Annotated in this window: 15 protein-coding genes; 5 read left to right on the forward strand and 10 right to left on the reverse strand. The window is 52.5% G+C overall.

Annotated elements, in window-relative coordinates:
* Positions 1 to 95: 95 nt before the first annotated feature.
* Both M891_RS0117515 and M891_RS0117520 read right to left on the reverse strand, forming a co-directional pair.
* The gene (locus M891_RS0117515; RefSeq protein WP_028539733.1) at positions 96 to 3,449 is read right to left on the reverse strand and encodes a GH36-type glycosyl hydrolase domain-containing protein; all 3,354 of its coding nucleotides are present in this window, start codon (positions 3,447 to 3,449) and stop codon (positions 96 to 98) included.
* A gap of 32 nt (positions 3,450 to 3,481) precedes the next feature.
* Complete coding sequence (locus M891_RS0117520; protein WP_028539734.1) at positions 3,482 to 5,647, reverse strand: glycoside hydrolase family 3 N-terminal domain-containing protein; 2,166 nt, start codon at positions 5,645 to 5,647, stop codon at positions 3,482 to 3,484.
* A 475-nt stretch (positions 5,648 to 6,122) separates the two neighbouring features.
* Here M891_RS0117520 and M891_RS0117525 point away from each other — a divergent pair, with 475 nt between their 5' ends.
* The 3 genes from M891_RS0117525 (at position 6,123) to M891_RS0117535 (ending at position 9,250) form a co-directional block, all read left to right on the forward strand.
* Positions 6,123 to 7,400 carry a sugar ABC transporter substrate-binding protein gene (locus M891_RS0117525; protein ID WP_028539735.1) on the forward strand — a complete coding sequence of 426 codons (1,278 nt, stop codon included), beginning with the start codon at positions 6,123 to 6,125 and terminating at the stop codon, positions 7,398 to 7,400.
* A 107-nt stretch (positions 7,401 to 7,507) separates the two neighbouring features.
* Positions 7,508 to 8,395 carry a carbohydrate ABC transporter permease gene (locus M891_RS0117530; RefSeq protein ID WP_028539736.1) on the forward strand — a complete coding sequence of 296 codons (888 nt, stop codon included), beginning with the start codon at positions 7,508 to 7,510 and terminating at the stop codon, positions 8,393 to 8,395.
* Positions 8,396 to 8,419: 24 nt separating this feature from the next.
* Entirely contained in the window at positions 8,420 to 9,250 is an 831-nt protein-coding gene (locus M891_RS0117535; RefSeq protein ID WP_016313077.1) for a carbohydrate ABC transporter permease, read from the forward strand.
* 60 nt (positions 9,251 to 9,310) lie between these two features.
* Here the strand turns inward: M891_RS0117535 and M891_RS0117540 are convergent, their stop codons facing one another.
* The 4 genes from M891_RS0117540 to M891_RS0117555 all read right to left on the reverse strand — a co-directional run bounded on the left by M891_RS0117540 (position 9,311) and on the right by M891_RS0117555 (position 13,400).
* A complete protein-coding gene (locus M891_RS0117540) occupies positions 9,311 to 10,375 on the reverse strand; it encodes a sulfate/molybdate ABC transporter ATP-binding protein (protein WP_028539737.1) in 1,065 nt (354 codons plus the stop codon).
* A gap of 335 nt (positions 10,376 to 10,710) precedes the next feature.
* Positions 10,711 to 11,307, reverse strand: a complete 597-nt coding sequence (locus M891_RS0117545) for a TetR/AcrR family transcriptional regulator (protein ID WP_016313079.1) — start codon at positions 11,305 to 11,307, stop codon at positions 10,711 to 10,713.
* A 5-nt stretch (positions 11,308 to 11,312) separates the two neighbouring features.
* Complete coding sequence (locus tag M891_RS0117550) at positions 11,313 to 11,945, reverse strand: YigZ family protein (protein ID WP_028539738.1); 633 nt, start codon at positions 11,943 to 11,945, stop codon at positions 11,313 to 11,315.
* A 99-nt stretch (positions 11,946 to 12,044) separates the two neighbouring features.
* Positions 12,045 to 13,400, reverse strand: a complete 1,356-nt coding sequence (locus tag M891_RS0117555; protein WP_016313081.1) for a glucose-6-phosphate isomerase — start codon at positions 13,398 to 13,400, stop codon at positions 12,045 to 12,047.
* A 237-nt stretch (positions 13,401 to 13,637) separates the two neighbouring features.
* On the opposite strand from M891_RS0117555, the gene M891_RS0117560 reads away from it, so the two are divergent.
* The gene (locus M891_RS0117560) at positions 13,638 to 14,525 is read left to right on the forward strand and encodes an NAD(P)-dependent oxidoreductase (RefSeq protein ID WP_028539739.1); all 888 of its coding nucleotides are present in this window, start codon (positions 13,638 to 13,640) and stop codon (positions 14,523 to 14,525) included.
* Positions 14,526 to 14,627: 102 nt separating this feature from the next.
* Here M891_RS0117560 and ppnP read toward each other — a convergent pair whose 3' ends face one another.
* The 4 genes from ppnP to M891_RS0117580 form a co-directional block, all read right to left on the reverse strand.
* Entirely contained in the window at positions 14,628 to 14,957 is a 330-nt protein-coding gene (ppnP, locus tag M891_RS0117565) for a pyrimidine/purine nucleoside phosphorylase (protein WP_016313083.1), read from the reverse strand.
* Positions 14,958 to 15,038: 81 nt separating this feature from the next.
* Complete coding sequence (gene tkt / locus M891_RS0117570) at positions 15,039 to 17,063, reverse strand: transketolase (RefSeq protein WP_016313084.1); 2,025 nt, start codon at positions 17,061 to 17,063, stop codon at positions 15,039 to 15,041.
* A gap of 391 nt (positions 17,064 to 17,454) precedes the next feature.
* Positions 17,455 to 18,354 (reverse strand): formyltetrahydrofolate deformylase, encoded by a 900-nt coding sequence (gene purU / locus M891_RS0117575; protein ID WP_028539740.1) that lies wholly within the window; start codon positions 18,352 to 18,354, stop codon positions 17,455 to 17,457.
* Positions 18,355 to 18,393: 39 nt separating this feature from the next.
* The gene (locus M891_RS0117580; RefSeq protein ID WP_016313086.1) at positions 18,394 to 19,506 is read right to left on the reverse strand and encodes a deoxyribonuclease IV; all 1,113 of its coding nucleotides are present in this window, start codon (positions 19,504 to 19,506) and stop codon (positions 18,394 to 18,396) included.
* A 237-nt stretch (positions 19,507 to 19,743) separates the two neighbouring features.
* Here M891_RS0117580 and M891_RS0117585 point away from each other — a divergent pair, with 237 nt between their 5' ends.
* On the forward strand, positions 19,744 to 20,157 hold the full coding sequence (locus tag M891_RS0117585) for a DUF2621 domain-containing protein (protein ID WP_217808300.1): 414 nt from the start codon (positions 19,744 to 19,746) through the stop codon (positions 20,155 to 20,157).
* Positions 20,158 to 20,170 lie beyond the last annotated feature (13 nt).

The following is a 20,170-nucleotide window of genomic DNA, read 5'->3' on the forward strand; positions in this document are numbered from 1 at the left end:
TCTGAACCTCTATTTTACTCGGTAGTTCAAAAAGTGTTCTTCCCATCACGATGAGTTTCTTAGATGCAAACTCGACGTCGAATCTTGAATTCAGCTTACATCCAAATTTCAATGACGTTATGATCATTCGACCCGAACGCCGCAAAATCCTGCCGGCCGATCCGAACGCCGCCGCTCCGGTAAAAGCCCGGGTTCTCCCGGACCGGGATCTCTTGGCCGTTGATCCGCACCACGCGGCCTTGGCCTTTCAGGTGGTAGATAAACGTGGTGGGGATGCCCATCCACGCAAATTCAAACCGCAGTCCATCTAAATGCGGCGGCAGCACGGGGTCGATGATTAGGTTCTCCCCTTGCACTCGAATGCCTAGGCAGTTGGAGATCAGCTGGTTCATATAGATTCCGGGGCCGCTGGAATAGATTCGCCAGCCGCCTTTCACCGGCACCTTCCCGCTCCGCAGCTCATCAAACCGCTCCTCCGCCTCGTAACGGGTGGCGAATTTACCGTCCGAACTGCTGAAGTAGACGTTGCTTTGCCGCAGCTCCGCATTTGGCACGACATCCTTCAGCCCCACCGGGTTAATCTTGTGCAATCCGCTCCAGGCTTCCTCGGCTTTGCCCAGCTTCGCCATCGCTTCGATGAAGCGGATATGGGCATGGACGTACTGCAGTCCGATCTCACGCCCGAAGTTGGACGCCTGCTCCGCCCGCTTGAAGTGCGTGCTTACACCGCCTCGGTACTTGGCCGGCCGATCCATCAACCGTACGCCATCCGGATGGTACAGCTTCTCTCTAATCACGCCGTAATGGGCTTCCGCCTGTTCCGAGGTAAGCAACTCGGCGATCATGCTGCGAGTCATCGGCAGCAGGCGGTAATGAATTCCCGTTTTCGTATCCGATGGATGCAACATTAGTTCGGCTTGGCCCGGTTGTTCCATATAGACGAAGCCCGGGATTACTTCGGTGCTCAGCATATACTTGTTAAAATCACGCTTGATGCCCACCGCCAGCTCCGCAAGTTCCTCCGCCCAACTCGGTTCCTCTTCCGACAGCGCCTCCGCCAACTGACGGAACGTCTGGTACGTTAACGCCACCGTCCAGCTGCTGCTCATAAAGCGCTTGAGCTGGGCGTTCGCCGGTTGCAGCGTATCATCCCAATCCCCGTCGCCGTAGGAAGACAAGTAGGTGTCATGCAAGAAATGGCTGCGGATATAGCCAATTTCCTTCTTCGCGTGCTCGCGGATCGTCGCCGGTGCAGCAGACGGTTCAAAGCTTCCTTTGACCGTATACGGAACCTTTTCATCCAGCAGTCCATAGTCCCCGGTCGCCGTCAAATAATCACTTAGCACCTTCAGCGGCCAAACGATGATGTCGCCGTGGCTCTCCTCCTGCTGAATCCGGAAGTACCGATCAAACATAAACCATTGCGGCCAATTGCCATCGTCCTCATATTGGTGAGCATACACCGTCTTCAGGATGTCCTTGACCACCTCGTATTTTTGCGTCGCCAAAAAATATTCCGCCGGCCCCTGGCACACATCACGGGTTCCCCAAGCCGCCCCGCCGTATTGCTCCAGCCCGTGAGGCACCGAGAAATGAACGAGCATATTGTGCGTATACCACCAGGCCAGCGTATTAAGCTTTTGCAGCTCCTGAGCTGCAGGTGCGGACGCTTCCTCCAGCGATAACCGGAAACCGTTCATCACTCGGCTCAAAAACGCACGATACCGAACGCTTTCTTCCTGGACTTCCTGAATCGCTGGCTGCGATTCCCCGCCGTGCAGCAGCCCTTGCACCGTCAGTGTCCAATGGCTGCTAGGCTCTGTTTCCAACACCACCAGTGACGAGCTGCCCGGCGCGGCACCCGGAGCCAGCCGACGCTCATCAACCACGCTAAAGCCCGTTCCCGTCACGTGCATCCGGTAAGCCAGGTCCGGATAGACGGAAGCAGACAGCGCTTCACGGTCGGCGCGGAACGTCAGCACCGTATTTTTTTGCTCCATAAGGAAAGAACGTTGAAACTCCACATCATTCATCACGATTTGGTTGGTCACCAAATAACGGTACGCTCGGCCGTTTTTAGATACGACGTTTAACGCAAGTTCCGGGGAATTCGTTGCGGTATAGTTGGTGATCACGATTGTATCGTCCGCTAGTTTATAGGTCCAACGGGCATAGTTAAAGCCCATCTCAAACATCGACGGCATCGTCAGCAGCCGATACACTCCGTCCACGTCCACATAGATCCGTTGCCCGGACGCTTTGGATACGTTCAGCGCGTTACGTACGTTGGATACCCACTTGTGGAACGAGGTGTTGCCCACGACGACTTGGGAATTAAAGACGCCGTACATGTACGAAGTTGTGGTGAGCACTTCGCCGCCCACCCGGTCGTTCCCGCCGGACATCAAGATGATGCCGTGCGGACGCTCGACTCGAAGTTCTTTGGCCTTCAAAACGACATGCTCGTGCGTATCCGTAAAGAAGGACAGCAGCTGCCCGCCATCCCGCTCCTCGTGCTGACGATGCGGGAACGCAGCCTCGATTTCGGCGTCGTCCATCGGTAAACCCGACAACGGCTCACCAATTTCCTTCGCCAAGGCTACGGAAGCTGCAGCCTCAACCGCATTTCCAGGAGCGGCCTCTAATTCGCGCCACGCATCTTCAATCAACTCCTCGAATTCCAACGTCTCGATCGCTTCCGGATGATCCTCCCACACCAGCCCGTAGAAGACAACCCGCGCTTGCCCATTCAGCACCTGACGACCTGTTTGAAGCGCTGCGTACGCAAATTCATATTGATATACTTCATTCGCCAGTTCCTTGCACGTCAGCGCTTCGGGGTGATCCGTCTCCTTATAGGACAACCCAAAAAATTGAAAGCCATCGGTCGAAAATCCCGTTGCTCCAGTCAGCGCCCCTTGCTGCAGATATGGGAATTTCCCGCGCTGCGGCTGGTTTTGCCGCGAGCAGATGACCGCCCCTCGCCGTTCATGTTGAAAGACGGTATGGTCAATGTATTGTGACATATACGCTTCATTACTTCGCACCGCTCCCGGTTCGGCAAGCCCGATATCTTGGCCATAAACCACATCGACCTCAACCGTGGTTTGCCCCTCCAACCGAACATCCCAGAACCAAATTCCCCGGGAATCGAGTCTCAAAACGACCTCGTACTGAATCCCTTCGACTTCCCCTTTCCAAACCGCACGATCCGCTCCAAAGCTCAGCCGACTGTTCGAGCGAATGCCGAGTAAGGGAATGGCCCGAATCCCTTCGGGATGATGCAGCCGTAAATACAGATTGTTCATCGATCCTTCCACCGGGCCGGATAACAGCTGATTCATCAGGATGTCCCGATATTTCATTTCGTACAGATCGCCGCTGTTCCATAACGTAAAGGTCAAGTCCCCCGCACGAAGAACTTTCCTCGCCTCCGTTGCTGTCGTCATCCTTTCCACTCCTTTGATCCTTATGATGATTTCTATTTTTGCAAAATAAATCGCACGCCGGCAGCATCTCGGCTGTTGGGACCTACAAAGGCAATAAACTCGCCCGCATCGCTGCTGTAAGTCAAATCGCTGTGATGATATCGCAGCTGCGCCTCGTTGATGTCAAAAGTGACTTCCTGCGTTTCCCCGGGCTGCAACAAGATTTTGCGAAATCCCTTCAGCTCCTTGACCGGTCGAACCACGTCCCCCGCGATATCGCGGATATAGAGTTGTACGGTTTCCTCAGCAGCTGCCGATCCGGTATTCGTCACCTTCACCTTGATGGTTAGCGGCTGCTTAGGTGTCATCACCGTTGTCGAAAGTTCCGGCTCGCCATATTCAAATGTGGTGTAGCTAAGACCGAATCCAAACGGGAATAGAGGCTCGTTTGGCATGTCCAAATATTGCGAAACGTATCTGATCTGAGCATCTGGCGCTCCCTTCGGACGTCCGGTGTTGAAATGGTTGTAGTACACAGGAATTTGCCCTGCAGCATAGGGAAAAGACATCGACAACCGTCCCGACGGCTGTACGTCTCCATACAATAGGTCGGCGATCGCGTGGCCGCCTTCGCTGCCCGGGAACCACGCTTCCAGCACGGCATGGGCGCGATCCGCTACGCCGTGAAGATCCAGCGGCCGGCCGTTAAACAACACCGCCGCCATCGGTTTGCCCAACTCAGCCAGGCGCTCGATCAGCGCCAGCTGCACCTGCGGCAGCCGGATATCTCCCCGGCTTCCTGCCTCACCGCTCATTTCCGAGCTTTCGCCTAAGGCCAGCACGATCACATCGGCGCGAGCCGCTGCAGCCACCGCTTCCTCAAGCTGGCGCTCATCGCCTTCCTCGATACCGCATCCCTCTGCTACAACGATGCGGCTTGCGCCTGCCTTCGCGACGAGGCCGTCATAGAGCCGAACCGCCGCTTCCGTCGACCCCTGCCAGGACCACGGCCCAAGAATGTCGCCGCTTTGCGCAAACGGACCAATCAACGCGATGGACTGATCCCGCCGCAGCGGCAGCACGCCGTCGTTTTTGAGCAGAACGCAGGATTTGGTTGCCAGCTCGCGGGCAGCGGCCCGGTGTTCGTCACAGAAGACGATCTCCGCTTCCCGCTTCGGATCTGCACCGCGATAAGGATTGTCAAACAGCCCCAGCTTCTCTTTAAGTTGCAGGATCCGCAGCACAGCTTCATCAATCCGCTTTTCCTCAACCACCCCGGTCTTCACCAGCTCCGTCAAGTGCTTCATATAACAGGTGGTCATCATCTCGATGTCGATGCCCGCTTCGATTGAGCGGCGGGCCGCTTCCTTCTCGTCAGCTGCAGCTCCGTGCGGGATCAATTCCTTGACTGCGCCCCAATCCGAGATAATCACGCCGTCAAAGCCCCATTCCTCGCGAAGCAGCTGACGTAACAAGCGCCGATTACCGGTTGCCGGAATGCCATCCACCGTATTAAACGACGCCATGACCATTTCGCAGCCCTCTTCCAACGCGGCCTTGTAAGCCGGCAGATAAGTCTCGCGGAGCTGCCGTTCCGACATATCGACGGTGTTATAATCCCGTCCGCCTTCAGCCGCACCATAAGCGGCGAAATGCTTCACGCAGGCAGCCACCCGGCTGGTATCGCTCCGCAAATCGCGTCCTTGGAAGCCGCGGACAAATGCCCGAGCAAATTCGCTGTTGAGGTATGGATCTTCGCCCGTCGATTCCATGACTCGCCCCCACCGGGGATCGCGCACCAGGTCGACCATCGGGGCAAACGTAACATGAACCCCTGACACGGCGGCTTCTCTCGCAGCAATCTCAGCGCTTCGCTCCGCTAGAGACAAATCCCAAGAACAGCCGATGGCCAGCGGTACGGGGAAGATCGTTTTAAAGCCATGAACGATATCGGCCATCATCAATAGTGGAATACCTAAACGGTTCTTCTTCAAATGCGCCTGCTGCACGTTGATTGCTTCCTGCGCCCCGGATAATCCAAGAACCGAGCCTGTGTTTCGCACCGTCTCCTCGGTTACGCCCAGTTCCTGCATCGGACCTGTGATTTCCCCTTCCGTCTGAGCTCCTTCAAAGAACGGGACGGCAAGCTGCAGCAACTGGTCAACCTTCTCCTCCAGGGTCATCTGCTTCAGGTAATTCTCTATGGGTTGTTGTGTCATGGGTTCCCCACCTTTTTCGGTATAAAGATTATGGTTAATAGCATATCGGTGAAACGTTTCGATTATTTGAATAGTTGGATTATATATCGAATCAAAAAATCCGTCAATTTTCATAGAAGGAGATTTCATAATTTATAGAAACGTTTCAATAAAGTCGTTTTAACAAACTGAGCATCGGGTAATAATCCGAAAAAAAGATATTGAATACGATTACAATCTGTTTTATAATTAGTCGAAACGTTTCACTTGGTTCTGGTTTTCTAGGAACCGGGTTTATATTTTTCGAAATCGAAACGTTTCACCTGTTTATGATCGCGCAACTGGCGACATCAACTTTGTTATTTCAAGGGGACTCATTTCGATACTTGAGAAGGAGGTGTTGCTGTCCTCAAGGCCGGCTCATCTGTTTTGCATAAAAAAGTTAAATAATGTCTCATATTACTTACAGCTATTATTTTCAGAAAGGACGATCCTTATGTGGAAAAAAACAGCAACTACCCTGATTGCCAGCTCACTGGTGCTCGCTAGCCTTCTTGCTGGCTGCGGTTCGAAAGATAACGCGGCGGATGGCGGCAGCGGGAATGGGGCCGCAAACGGCGGCGACAAACAAGTGCAAATCAGCGTATGGGCGATGGGCGATGAAGCCAAATCGCTGCCGCAAATCGCCGACGACTTCATGAAGGAGAACCCAAACATCAAGGTGGATGTCCAAGCCCTGCCTTGGTCCAATGCACATGACAAGCTGCTGACCGCAGTCGCTTCGAAGAAAGGTCCGGACGTCATCCAAATGGGGACAACCTGGATTCCGGAGTTTGCGAATGCCGGCGCGCTGATGGATCTGACTTCGGTGGTGGACAAGTATCCGGAGTTTAAAGAGGATCAATTTTATTCGGGTGCCGTAAACACGACCAAATATGACGGTAAAATCGTGGGGATTCCGTGGTATACCGAAACCCGCGTCCTCTTCTACCGGACTGACCTGTTGAAGGAAGTGGGCTATGACCAACCGCCAAAAACATGGGATGAACTTCGCGATGCAGCGAAGAAGCTGGCTGACCGCGGCAAAGGGAAATACGGGATCAGCATCGATATGAACGAGCAATCGCTGGCGTTTATGTTCGCCCGCCAGAACGGCTCCAAGCTGCTCGACGAACAGAACAAGCCGCTGTTTAACCAGCCGGAGTTCGTTGAAGCTGTGGAATATCTGAACGGATTCTTTAAGGACGGATCCGCGCCGATTGACCTCGGATTGGACCCGGTACAAGGGCTTAGCGGCGAGGGCGTTGTTCCGATGTTCATCAGCGGCCCTTGGATGATTAACTCCATCAAGACGCAAGCACCGGATTTGGAAGGCAAATGGGCGGTGGCTCCGCTGCCGGCGAAGAAGAACAATATTTCCGCGCTGGGCGGCTCCGATCTGTCGGTATTCCAATATACGAAACATCAGGACGAAGCTTTGAAGTTCATTCAATACATGAGCAAGCCGGAAACGCAAATCAAGTGGATGCAGCTGACCAAATCGCTGCCGACCAACTTGAAAGCTTGGGAAGATCCGTCCCTCAAAGACGATCCGAACTATCAGGCGCTGCAAGAGCAGCTGGAGCATTCCGAACCGATGCCGCTGCTCACCACTTGGGAGCAAATTGCTCAAACCTACTTGAAGAGCTTTGAACGTATCGTTCGCGGCGGCGCGGATGTCCAAAAAGAAATGGACGCCTTCAACGCCGAAGCTGAGAAAATCCTCAGTAAGTAAGCGAAAGCTTTACCATACCGCCTCCAGCCCGTCGGCAGCTCCGGCTCCCCGGCGGGCAGAGGTGGTGACGTTAGCTTAGACGCGCTGAATAAAGGAAGTGATCCGAGATGAAAGGCTTATCGCAAAAAAATGCACCCTACCTGTTCATTGCGCCGACCTTGATTTTGCTGGCGCTCTTTTCGCTGCTTCCGATCGCCATTGCCCTGGTGATCAGCTTCACCGACATGGATTTAGCCGGGTTGGCCGACCTCTCCAACATCAGCTTTGTAGGTTTCGATAACTATAAGGAAGTGCTGTTGGACCCATCGTTTCAAAAATCCATTTTTAACACGTTATTTTACGTTATTATCGGCGTACCGCTCGTTATCATCATTTCCCTGTTGATCGCCTTGCTGATCAACTTCGGTAAAGCCCGTATTTTCAAAGCATTTCGGGTCATCTTCTATATGCCGTCGGTTACCAACGTCGTGGCGGTAGCCGTCGTATGGAGCTACCTATACAACCCGTCGCTGGGACTGCTCAACTATATTTTGAACTCGCTGGGGATCGGGTCTGTCCCTTGGCTGCAAGATCCGGTCATGGCGAAAATCTCGCTGATTATCCTGGCCGTATGGCGGGCGATTGGCTTAAACATGATTATTTTCATCGCTGCGATCAAAGGCATCTCGAAAACGTATTATGAAGCGGCGCAAATCGACGGGGCCAGCAACTGGCGGCAGACCTGGTCGATTACGATTCCGCTGCTGCGCTTCGCCATCTTCTTTGTGTCCATCACCACGATGATTGGCTGGCTGCAGTTCTTCGAGGAACCTTTTGTCATGACCAAAGGCGGTCCGCTGGATGGCACGATCTCCGTAGCTTTGTTTATTTATAACAACGGCTTTCAATTCAGCAAATTTGGATATGCTGCGGCAGGCTCCTTTATTCTGTTCTTCGCGATTATCCTGATCACGCTGATTCAATTCAAATTTCAAAACAAGGAAGCGGATGTCTGATGTCATCCCGGGAGGTGTACACATATGCAAACCAGAACCTCGGGCGATAAAGCGCTGCAATGGCTGGTCGGAATTCTGCTCGGTGTGATGGGCCTGCTGATGCTGCTGCCATTCGTCTGGATGATCCTGTCGTCATTTAAACCGGAAAGCGAAGTAGCGCAAATCCCGCCTACCCTATGGCCCCACCAGTTCACGCTGGAGAACTTCCAAGAACTGTTTGAGAACATGCGGTTTGGCGTCTATTTGCGCAATACGTTAATCATTGTTGTCTTCTCCTTCCTGGGCCTGTTCCTGAACGCCCTGGCCGGATTTGCTTTCGCCAAGTACAAGTTTAAGGGGCGGGATGGTCTGTTCTATCTCGTCTTGGCCACCATGATGATTCCCGGACAGGTCACGATGATTCCGGTCTATCTGATCCTGAACATGATGGGCTTAACTAACACCATGGTTGGGATTGTACTACCGGGCTTAGTCGGAGCCTTCGGCATCTTCTTGTTCCGCCAGTTCATGTCGACGATTCCCGACGAGCTGATGGAAGCTACCCGTCTGGACGGCGCTGGCGAATTCCGCATTTTCGTACAGATCGCTTTGCCGATTTCCAAGTCAATCCTGGCGGTTCAAGGCATCCTGACCTTTATCGCCGGTTGGAACAGCTTCCTCTGGCCGCTGATCATCGCGAACGACGAGAGCCTGTATACCTTGTCGGTTGGCCTGCAGTTGCTTAAGGGCCAGTACGGAGGCGATTACGCCTTGCAGATGGCGGGCTCCGCATTTATGGTCGTTCCGATCATCATCATCTTCATCATCTTCCAAAAACATATTATCGAAAACTATTCGATTTCCGGTATGAAATAACAACTAAAGGGCTGTATCGTGGAAAGCCGCAGACGCTTTCCTTGATACAGCCCTTTAGGTTTAAATGATCACGCTGAGCGGTTCGCGCTTCAACGGATTTTCCAGAATCCAGCTCCGTTCGTCGTCAAACAGATAAGCGCGGTGCACCAACACGCGTACTTCTTGTCCGGCCTTCAACGTTTCCTTCTCCAGGGAACGGAAGGTTGTCAGTGTATGTCCGCCCACCTCGACCTCCACCAGCCATTCGCTGCCGCGGAAGTGGAGATGCTTCACCACACCCGGGGCGGTTGCGGAGAGCAACGTAAACTCATGCTCGTTCCCCACTTCAATGTACTCTGGACGAATCAACGCTTTGGTCGCCGGCCCTCCGCATTCTTCCTCGAAGCCCTTCAGATCGGCGGCACGCTCCACCAGCGTGGATTGGCCAATAAACGAGGCGACAAATGGGGTCTGCGGCTCTTTATAAATATCCCAAGGCGTCCCTTTCTGCTCCAGCTGGCCTTGGTTAATGATCATAATCTCATCAGCAACTTCAATCGCTTCATCTTGGTCATGGGTAACGAAGATGGAGGTGATGCCCACCTGCTCGATCAGCTCACGCAGCCACGACCTCAGTTCCTGACGGATCTTCGCATCGATCGCCGCAAACGGTTCGTCCAGCAGCAAGAGCTGCGGCTGCGGCGCCAAGGCCCGGGCAAAAGCAACCCGTTGTCGCTGCCCGCCGGATAGCTGATGCGGGTAGCGGTTCTCGAATCCGCTCAGCCCGGTCAGCTGAACCAGCTCCATCACCCGCTCCCGTATTTCTGCCTTCGGGACTTTCTTCACCTGCAACCCAAAAGCGATATTATCGAATACGGTCATATGCTTAAAGAGGGCATAACTCTGGAATACGAAGCCGATTCCGCGATCCTGCGGCTTTAACTCATTCACCCGCTGTCCATGGAACAGGATCTCCCCTTCATCCGGCTGCTCCAAACCCGCGAGCATGCGAAGAATGGACGTTTTACCGCCGCCGCTCGGCCCCAGCAAGCCGATGAGTTGCCCCTTCTCGATGCCAAAACTCACATCTCGAACGGCATGGAAGCTGCCAAAATGCTTATTTAAGTTCCGCACTTCTACATGCATGCCAAACCCCACATCCTTTCCAATATCGAAAGCCCAAGTCAAGTTGCTGCCGTTCATCCCAATGCTGCCCAAATCCGTTTTATCATTCGTTGAATTCTGATAAATTTACTTGGATTAATGTTAAGAATAGATTACCAAAGCCCAGGCATTTCGTCAATCTGAAAAAAAGTACCCCCACAGCGGAATATACGGCTTTTTTCGCCAAATCCCAAACGCAAAACCGGCATTTCCCGATGAACTTCAACTCGGATTGCCGGTTTTGTCAATTAGTGTTATAAAGTATTGATGCTATACTGGTGTAATTGGATAAAGTGCGAAGTGAAAACAAAAACGCCTTATGACGTTACACGGTAAACGCTGTGGCTTAATAACTTTACGTGGGCGACAGCAGCCGGCTTAATCTCTTCAAAGGTCAGTCGATCTTGGATGTAGTAAGAGATAAATCCATGCATACCCAAAAACATACTGAGCGGAAGAGACGGATGCTTCTCCAGCGGATGCTTCTCTTCCTGCAGAAAACTGCGAATGAGCGACTCGAACATATTAAAACATTTAGCTTGTTCGTTGCGACAGTATGCTAGGATTTCCTCATCCCTGAGCATAAACATGATTTCGTATTGGTGCGGATGCTCCAAGCCAAATTTAATAAATTCCAGCATCAGCTGTTCCGCTTTGGTCAGCCCGTCAGCTGGGGGGCGTTTTGTCACTTGCTCGCACAGGTGGGTAAGCGACTCGAAATCTTTTACAACGATGGCGTAAAATAATTCGGCCTTTTCCTTGAAGTGATAATATAGCGAGCCGTGGCTGTATCCCAAATGCTGACCGATGCTCCTCATGGATATTCCGCGGTACCCTTTGGTAATGAACAAATGACGGGCCGCTTCCATAATTCTTTCTCTCGACAACTCCTGATCAACTGCTCTTCTTGCCATAGGCATTATTCCCCTTCAATAAAATAAACCTTGTCACCTTCCGTCATCACGGCCTGACCACCCGTCAAATCGGTCATCCAATCCATGAAGGCGTTTGCCTCCGGATGAAGCGGCAGACAGCATAATGTCACTTTATCCGCAAACTCCGTCTCTCCCGTACGGATGCCGCGGTTACGCAGTTCATTTTCCACTTTGCCCAGCCAGGTGTAATCCAGCTCAACAAACACTTCTTGGTGTAATACGCGGGTAATGACTTCACCTGCTTCAAGCGCTGCGACAGCTCCGTCGGTGTATGCACGGATCAGGCCGCCCGCCCCTAGCATGATCCCGCCAAAATACCGGGTTACGACGATTGCAACGTTCTTGAGGCCCTGGTTTTTGATCACCTCCAAAATCGGCTTGCCGGCCGTACCACTTGGCTCTCCGTCGTCGGATTGCTTCTGGATCTCGTCCCGTTCCCCAATCATATAAGCGGAACAGTTGTGTGTCGCGTTCCAGTGTTTCTTCTTGATTTCCTCGATAAACTGGATCGCTTCAGCTTCGGTTTCCACCGGCTTCACATGTCCGATGAACCTTGATTTCTTGATGACGATTTCCTTCTCTCCGGATTGCCTGACCGTCTTGTACTGTTCTAGCATATGAGACCATCCTTATGAATGTGCCAAGAAGCAGCTCCTCCGGAACTTGCCGGTGAACTGCTTCTGGCGCTGATAAACATTTAATCGAAATGACGTAGATTACTTGGAAAGACGTGCTTCGAGTTCAGCCTTTTCCTTCTCGTACCCCGGTTTGCCAAGGAGCGCAAACATGTTCTTCTTATACGCTTCGACGCCCGGTTGGTCGAACGGATTTACGCCAAGCAGGTATCCGCTGATACCGCAGGCTTTTTCAAAGAAGTACACCAGGTAACCAAAGGAGTACGGCGTCAAATCCGGCACATTCACAACCAAGTTCGGAACTTGACCGTCTGTATGCGCCAGCAGCGTACCTTGGAACGCCTTCTTGTTCACGAAGTCCAGCGTTTTGCCAGCCAGGAAGTTCAAACCGTCCAAATCCGCAGGATCGGATTCGATCGTGATGTGGCTAGGCACCTCGGTTACTTGGATGACCGTTTCAAAGATATTCCGGTTGCCCTCTTGGATAAATTGACCCATGGAGTGCAAGTCGGTGGAGAAATCAACCGATGCCGGATAAATCCCTTTGTAGTCCTTACCTTCACTTTCACCATACAGCTGCTTCCACCATTCCGATACATAGTGGAGGGAAGGCTCGTAGTTTACGAGAATTTCTGTAACTTTCCCTTTCCGGTACAGCGCGTTCCGGACAGCTGCATATTGATAGCTCATGTTCTCAGCCAAGTTCGGGTTGCTGAATTCCTTCTGTGCATCGGCAGCCCCTTGCATCATTTCTTCAATATTAATACCTGCCGTCGCAATCGGCAACAGCCCAACCGCAGTTAATACGGAATAACGTCCGCCCACATCGTCCGGAATGACAAAGGTTTCGTAACCTTCTTCGGTAGCCAGCTTCTTCAGCGCGCCTCTTGCTTTGTCGGTCGTCGCGTAAATGCGTTTACGCGCTTCTTCCTTGCCGTACTTCTTCTCCAAGGCTGCACGGAAAATACGGAAAGCAATCGCAGGCTCCGTAGTTGTCCCCGATTTGGAGATAACGTTCACGGAGAAATCCTTGCCTTCGATCAGTTCAAGCAAGTGATTTACGTAAGTGGAGCTGATGTTGTTTCCGGCAAAATAAATTTCCGGCGTCTTACGCTTGTCCTTCGGCAAGAGGTTATAGAACGAATGGGACAGCGATTCGATTGCGGCGCGCGCCCCCAAGTAAGAGCCGCCGATCCCGATGACGATCAGAACGTCGGAATCGCTTTGGATTTTGGCGGCTGCCTTCTGGATACGAGCGAATTCTTCTTTATCATAATCGGTCGGCAGATTGATCCAACCCAAGAAGTCGGAACCTGCTCCGGTGCCATTATGTAATTGCTCATGAGCGACACGAACAGGCTCGGCGAAATAATCGATCTCATGTTGCCCAACAAATTGCAGGGCGTTGCTGTAGTCAAAAGTCACTTTTTTGGACATTGCTGATACTCTCCTCTTTCTCATATTTATCAAGCTGGCCCTATCCAAGAGGAAACGTTCAATATCTGCTGGTAGCTGCAATCTGGTAAATATATCCGGCTGAACGCCGCCTCAAATAACTTAAACCTAGGATACTGTAATTTCCCAGCTATGACAAGGGCACAATATACAGGTTTCCACAACCCGTGCTAAAATAATTAAATGATGTTCAATTCTTATAGGAAGTTGGTGACGAACTTGAAATCAATCGGATTTATCGGCCTCGGGACGATGGGTGCACCGATGGCTTCGAACCTGCTTCGCGCAGGTTATCCTGTAACTGTATATAACCGGACCGCCTCTAAAGCGGCGCCGTTAACCGAATTGGGTGCTACTGTAGCTGCTTCACCAAAGGAAGCTGCCGCTGGAGCGGACGTTGTCATTACGATGGTCAGCAATGATGATTCCATTATCGAAGTCTACGAAGGGGATAACGGTGTCTTAGCCGGAATTCGATCAGGAACCACGGTCATCGACTGCTCCACCATCTCACCAGCGCTCGTCCAACGTCTGGCTAAACAGATTGCTGCACTTGGCAGTTCGTTCCTTGACGCCCCGGTCACCGGGAGCTCACCGGCCGCCATCGACGGCACGCTCGTCTTTATGGTCGGCGGCTCAGCGGAAACACTGGCGCAAGTAATGGATCTATTCGATACGATGGGCAAAAAAGTGCTGCACATGGGCGACAACGGCAGCGGCGCCGTCGCCAAGCTGGCCCATAACACGATCGTTGGCATCAACAACCTGGCGCTGGCCGAAGGCTTTGCCATCGCGGCCAAGTCCGGTCTGCCAGCCGACCGATTCCTGGAGCTCGTGCAGTTGGGCTCCGCCGGCAGTAAAGCCGCCGAACTGAAAGGCCGCAAAATCATCGAACATGATTTTACGAATCAGTTCTCACTGGCGTTGATGCTCAAAGATTTGAAGCTCGCATCTTCGTTAACCGACGGCTCCGGCATCCCGGCCCCGATGCTGAATCTGGCCAAGAGCCTGTTCCAAGCGGGGCAAACCCAAGGCTTCGGCGACGAGGATCTCTCCTCCATCGTCAAAGTGTATGAAGCCTGGATCGGCAAGCAAATCGGCGAATAATCAACAGCCGGTTCGAACAGAAGAGGAACATAAAGGCAGGTTCAGCGATTGTAATTCTTTCGCTGATACCTGCCTTTTTGGTTGTTATCCTGCCAAAGGGGCTTACGCCTCGGCTCCCGCTCCGTAAGAGCAGCAGTAATCCGTCACGCTGCGCACCTCCAGCTTGAAGGAAGACTTGGCGGGAACGGTGAACGTTCCACGCCCGCTAATTTCGCGCCACAGCGTTTCGCCTGGAAGCAGTACCTTCAGGTCCCCGGACAAAATGTCCATCACTTCCAGCGAATCCGTGCCGAATTCATACTCGCCGGGGAGCATGATCCCCAGCGTCAGTTTGTTTCCGTCAGGAAGCCATACGGTCCGGCTCGTGACTTTGCCGTCGAAATATATGTTAGCTTGCTTATCTACAGTCACATTTTGCAGTTGCTGGGTCACGTTCCCCTCTCCCTTCCATCCCCTAACAAGAGGTCGTTCACCAAGCCGACCTTAACCTGGCTTGGTGAACTTACACGTCCATTATTTCAATTGAGCTTTCACATGGCTCACGACATTCTCAACCGTAAAGCCGTACTCTGCAATCACTTTGTCGCCAGGCGCGGATGCCCCGAACTTGTCGATGCCGATGACCGAGCCTTTCTCGCCGACGAAACGTTCCCATCCAAACGGATGTGCCATTTCTACAGCTACGCGGGCTTTGACATCCGGCAGGATGACGGAGTCCTTGTAAGCTTGATCTTGCTTGTCAAACAGATCCCAGCTTGGCAAGCTGATGACGCGAACATGGATGCCTTCTTCAGCCAAGGCTGCTTGCGCTTTGACGGCCAGTTGAACTTCAGAGCCTGTCGCGATGATCTGAGCCACCGGCTTGCCGTCCTTCGCATCGGATACAACGTAGCCGCCGCGTTTCACGCCTTCGCGTGCTTTTTCCGCCGTGCTTTCCAGGATCGGCAAGTTTTGACGCGTCAGCACCAGAGCTACCGGATTCGCTTTATTTTCTACGGCATAAGCCCATGCTGCGGATGTTTCGTTTGCGTCTGCCGGACGGATGACCGTCAAGCCAGGGATGATGCGCAAGGAAGCCAATTGTTCGATCGGCTCATGCGTTGGGCCGTCTTCGCCAACCGCGATACTGTCATGCGTCAGCACGTAAGTTACCGGCAGCTTCATCAGAGCGGACAAACGTACAGCTGGACGCAGGTAGTCAGTGAACACGAAGAACGTACCGCCGAATACTTTCAAACCGCCGTGCAGCATGATCCCGTTCATCGCTGCAGCCATGCCGAACTCGCGTACGCCGAAGTACAGGTTGCGGCCGTCGCGGGTTTCCGGCGTATACATTGCCAGGTCGTTCAGATGCGTCATCGTCGAGCTTTCCAGGTCAGCGGAGCCGCCCAGCAGCTGAGGCACGTTCGGAGCCAGTCCGTTCAGTGCGTTACCGGATGCAACGCGAGTCGAAACGGCTTTGTCCGACGGGCTGTATTTCGGCAGCTTCGCATCCCAGCCGGATGGCAGGTCGCCCGCAATCGCGCGCTCGAATTGAGCCGCCAGCTCTGGATATTGTGCTTTATATTGCTTGAACGTTTCTTGCCAAGCTTGATATGCCGCGATACCGCGTTCTTTGACTTTAGCGAAATGCTCGCGCACTTCTTGCGGCACATAGAAATCTTCTTCGTAAACCCATTTATAGTTTTCTTTCGTCAGCTTCGCTTCTTCAGGTCCCAGCGGAGATCCGTGCGTACCGCCGTGGCCGCCTTTCCCTTGCTTGTTCGGGCTGCCGTAGCCGATGATCGTCTTCACTTCGATCAGCGTTGGGCGTTCGGTATCGCGTTTAGCTTCTTCAATCGCTGCTTCGATTGCAGCCAGATCGTTGCCGTCTTCGACGCGCAGCGTTTGCCAGCCGTAAGCTTCAAAGCGTTGACGTACATTTTCCGAGAAGCTGAGGTTCAGCTTACCGTCCAGCGAGATATCGTTGGAGTCATACAGGAAGATCAACTTGCCCAGCTTCAGGTGACCGGCAAGCGATGCAGCTTCGCTGGCTACGCCTTCCATCAAGTCGCCGTCGCCGCAGATGCCGTACGTATAGTGGTCGATGACTTTCAGATCGCCTTTATTGTAGGTCGCGGCCAGTTGCGTTTCGGCAAGCGCCATCCCCACGGCCATCGCCAAACCTTGGCCCAGCGGACCGGTGGTTGCATCAACGCCGGCAGTGTGACCATACTCTGGATGGCCTGGCGTTTTGCTGCCCCATTGACGGAACTGCTTGATTTCTTCCATCGGAAGGTCATAACCGCACAGGTGCAGCAAGCTGTACAGCAGCATGGAACCATGACCAGCGGACAAAACAAAACGGTCGCGGTTGATCCAGGTTGGTTCATCTGGATTGTGGACCATCGTTTTGGCGAACAATTGATAACCCATCGGAGCAGAGCCCATCGGCATGCCCGGATGACCGGATTTCGCTTTTTCGATCGCGTCGATCGCCAGCGTACGAATTGTGGTGATCGAGAGATTGTCGATCGAATTGTTGTCTGTAAGTGGCATTCGTGTTTCCTCCTTAATGATGAAAAAAGTCTTGAAACTCATGAAACTTTAACGCTGCAATTACAAAACAATCATTTTGAAAAAATCATTTTGACTTTATCTATTGTAGCACTTCCTTCTCGCCTTTTCCATACCATTATTCCATTATTCCCAAACCTTCTTACACGAATGATATTTTTTGTGATGATGCCGGCTGATTTTCAAAAAAGTCATTGCGGCACAGGAACGTAAGTTCTATAGTTACTCATCCGCCGTTGCTGCCGGTGACTGAGTATTTCTCGGGTCGACGGGATTGCCTACCGGGGAGCCTAATCATTGCCCAAAAAAACCGGCCACCCTGACGATTCGTCTGGGTGGCCAGCTTCATTTTTGGTGGAAATTGCACAGCGAGTTAGTTAAACACTACCGTTTTGTTTTGATGCACCAAAATTCGGTCTTCGATATGCCATTTCACTGCCCGAGCCAATACAACCCGTTCGATGGTGCGGCCGATACGTTTCAGCTCGCTGACATCGTCCCGGTGGCTGACACGCTGCACGTCTTGCTCAATGATTGGTCCGCCGTCCAGCTCCTCGGTCACGTAGTGCGCGGTCGCACCGATGATCTTCACCCCGCGCTGATACGCCTGGGCATACGGTTTCCCGCCGACAAATGCGGGCAAGAACGAATGATGGATATTGATAAGACGATTGCGATACGGCTCGATCAAGGCCGGAGAGAGAATTTGCATGTATCTTGCCAACACGATCAGGTCAACTTTGCCGCCAACGATCTCAAGTTGCTTTTGCTCCGCTTCGTGTTTGGTTTCCGGCGTTACAGGGATATGGTAATACGGAATCCCAAACGACTCGACGTACTCCTTCATATCCGGATGGTTGCTCACCACCATGGAGATTTCAGCGTCCAGGTCGCCGGCCTGCCACTGCCAGAGCAGCTCAACGAGGCAATGATCCTCCTTCGATACGAAGATGGCCAGCTTCTTCTTGCGGCTGAGCTGATAGATGTTCCATTGCATCTTAAACTGCGAAGCGATTGCTTCAAAATCGCTCTTGAGCGCATCGATCCGCCCGTCCAATCCGTCCAAATCAAACTCGATCCGCATAAAAAACATCCCGCCCTCGGGGTCCATCGTATATTGGTCCGATTGCACGATATTCGCTCCATGCTCATACAGGAAGCGGGATACGGCCGCAACGATCCCTGGTCCGTCCGGACAGGAAATCAGCATGCGTGCGCGATTGCTTTCATGAAGCTTCACGGGTTGTCCGCCCGTTTTGACATGTGTATCCATTGTTCTTCTGATCCCCTTGCTTCTTGTGTTATCTATATTTTATTTACCGCTGGCGAACCAGGCCACCAGGCGATGGTTGATCTGTTCTTCCGTCAAATCCGGGAACAAGCTGGCTTCGACGGTGAGGTCGTACAGGCGCTCCATCGGTTCACGCGGGTCCGCTTTTTTCGCTTTGGCGTCATTTTTGAGCAAATTCCACGTGTCTAACACATAGGAACGCGAATGGATGTCCTGCTTGGCGAAGAAGTCAGCCAACCGCTCCACATCGTTCAGGAAGCCATCGCCAAACCGTTCGGCAACGTTTCCGCGCAGCAGAGCGATTTCAACCTCGTACATCGGGCGTTGCGTCTTCGCATCCTTCCCGACCCAAGGTGTCTCCAGAATGAACGGCCGGCCTTGCAGCGCCTCATGGTGCACAACGCGGTTGATCGCTTCGAATCCGATCCAGCCGGAGCCGATCGGCGTATGACGGTCTTTGGCCGCGCCTACCGGATTTTTGCTGTCATTGATATGCACGACTTCAATCCGCTTTAGTCCAATCGTGTCATCGAACTTCTTCAATACCCCGTCCAAATCGTTGACAATATCGTATCCTGCGTCATGGATGTGGCAGGTATCGAGGCAGATCGTTAACCGCTCATTGTGTTGAACTTTATCAATGATCTGCGCAATCTCTTCGAAGCTCCGGCCAACCTCGGTGCCTTTGCCGGCCATCGTTTCCAGGGCGATGCACACATCCGTTTCGTTCGTGCCGTTTAGAACTTCGTTTAATCCCTCAGCAATGCGGTTCACTCCGTACTCGGCATCCTTGTCCGTAAAAGCGCCGGGATGAAGCACAATATTACGTACACCCAGCGCATGCGTCCGGCGGATTTCCTCCTGCAGGAAGTCAACTGCCAGCTGATAGGTGTTCGATTTATAAGAACCTAAGTTGATAATATAAGGCGCATGGACGACGATTTCGCCGATTCCGGCTTGCTCCATCGCCGCTTTGCCTTCTTCAATATTCATCGATTCAATCGGTTTACGCCGCGTGTTTTGCGGTGCCCCCGTGTATATCATGAACGAGCTGGAGCCGTAGCTTACCGCCTCGGCCGTAGCGCTGGGCAGACCCTTGTCCGAGAACGAAACATGGGAACCAATTTTCAACAAAGTGTTTTCCCCCTTTTGGACAATAAATCGCTAAACAAACCTATTTTAGCTTGAATGCTGAAATAAATAAAGAAATAAGGTATAATTTAGCTGATTATCTTCGATTTAAAAAGATTTAATTCCTACTATTTCATAATAGCTGAATCTTTCGCGAAAAGCGAAATCCGTTCTGAGGTGATAAATGTGCTGCAAACGTTCGGTTACATATTAAGCGCCCAAGTCCCTAACCGCTGGTTTATGAACAGCATTGCGTTTTGGGGCTTCGTGCTGCTCGGCATGATGGCGATTGGCGGATATTTTATGTTCCGCAAATTCCTGAAGGTGCTCCCGAAGGCCGACGGCATGTCGAAGCTGGACTGGCAGAACTATTGGGTGGAGAAGAGCCGTCATCTCTGGACCGACGAGGCCAAGTCGTTCCTCGATCGGTTGGTTGAACCGGTTCCCGGGCCGTTCCGGGATATCGCCAAGCATTCGATTGCTGCCGAGATCGGTAAAATCGCGGTGCAGGAGAACGCCCCTGAGGTTACACAGGAGCACTGCATCCGAGGTTATATCATCGCGACGCCAAAACGGGATAACAAGTTCCTCGTCAAGTTTTTGGAGAAGAATCAGATCGATTATCGCCCTTACCAACATTTAATGAACAAGTAACGTCTACCCCGCA

Source organism: Paenibacillus sp. J14 (assembly GCF_000518465.1).
Classification (GTDB): Bacteria; Bacillota; Bacilli; order Paenibacillales; family Paenibacillaceae; genus Fontibacillus; species Fontibacillus barengoltzii.

Excerpts from the sequence above, each read along its gene's own strand:
- tkt (WP_016313084.1), bottom strand. The coding sequence starts at position 17,063 with ATGCCACTTACAGACAACAATTCGATCGACAATCTCTCGATCACCACA.
- M891_RS0117520 (WP_028539734.1), bottom strand. The coding sequence starts at position 5,647 with ATGACACAACAACCCATAGAGAATTACCTGAAGCAGATGACCCTGGAG.
- M891_RS0117515 (WP_028539733.1), bottom strand. The coding sequence starts at position 3,449 with ATGACGACAGCAACGGAGGCGAGGAAAGTTCTTCGTGCGGGGGACTTG.
- M891_RS0117535 (WP_016313077.1), top strand. The coding sequence starts at position 8,420 with ATGCAAACCAGAACCTCGGGCGATAAAGCGCTGCAATGGCTGGTCGGA.
- M891_RS0117555 (WP_016313081.1), bottom strand. The coding sequence starts at position 13,400 with ATGTCCAAAAAAGTGACTTTTGACTACAGCAACGCCCTGCAATTTGTT.
- M891_RS0117530 (WP_028539736.1), top strand. The coding sequence starts at position 7,508 with ATGAAAGGCTTATCGCAAAAAAATGCACCCTACCTGTTCATTGCGCCG.
- M891_RS0117540 (WP_028539737.1), bottom strand. The coding sequence starts at position 10,375 with ATGCATGTAGAAGTGCGGAACTTAAATAAGCATTTTGGCAGCTTCCAT.
- M891_RS0117525 (WP_028539735.1), top strand. The coding sequence starts at position 6,123 with ATGTGGAAAAAAACAGCAACTACCCTGATTGCCAGCTCACTGGTGCTC.
- purU (WP_028539740.1), bottom strand. The coding sequence starts at position 18,354 with ATGGATACACATGTCAAAACGGGCGGACAACCCGTGAAGCTTCATGAA.
- M891_RS0117545 (WP_016313079.1), bottom strand. The coding sequence starts at position 11,307 with ATGGCAAGAAGAGCAGTTGATCAGGAGTTGTCGAGAGAAAGAATTATG.
- M891_RS0117585 (WP_217808300.1), top strand. The coding sequence starts at position 19,744 with ATGAACAGCATTGCGTTTTGGGGCTTCGTGCTGCTCGGCATGATGGCG.
- M891_RS0117550 (WP_028539738.1), bottom strand. The coding sequence starts at position 11,945 with ATGCTAGAACAGTACAAGACGGTCAGGCAATCCGGAGAGAAGGAAATC.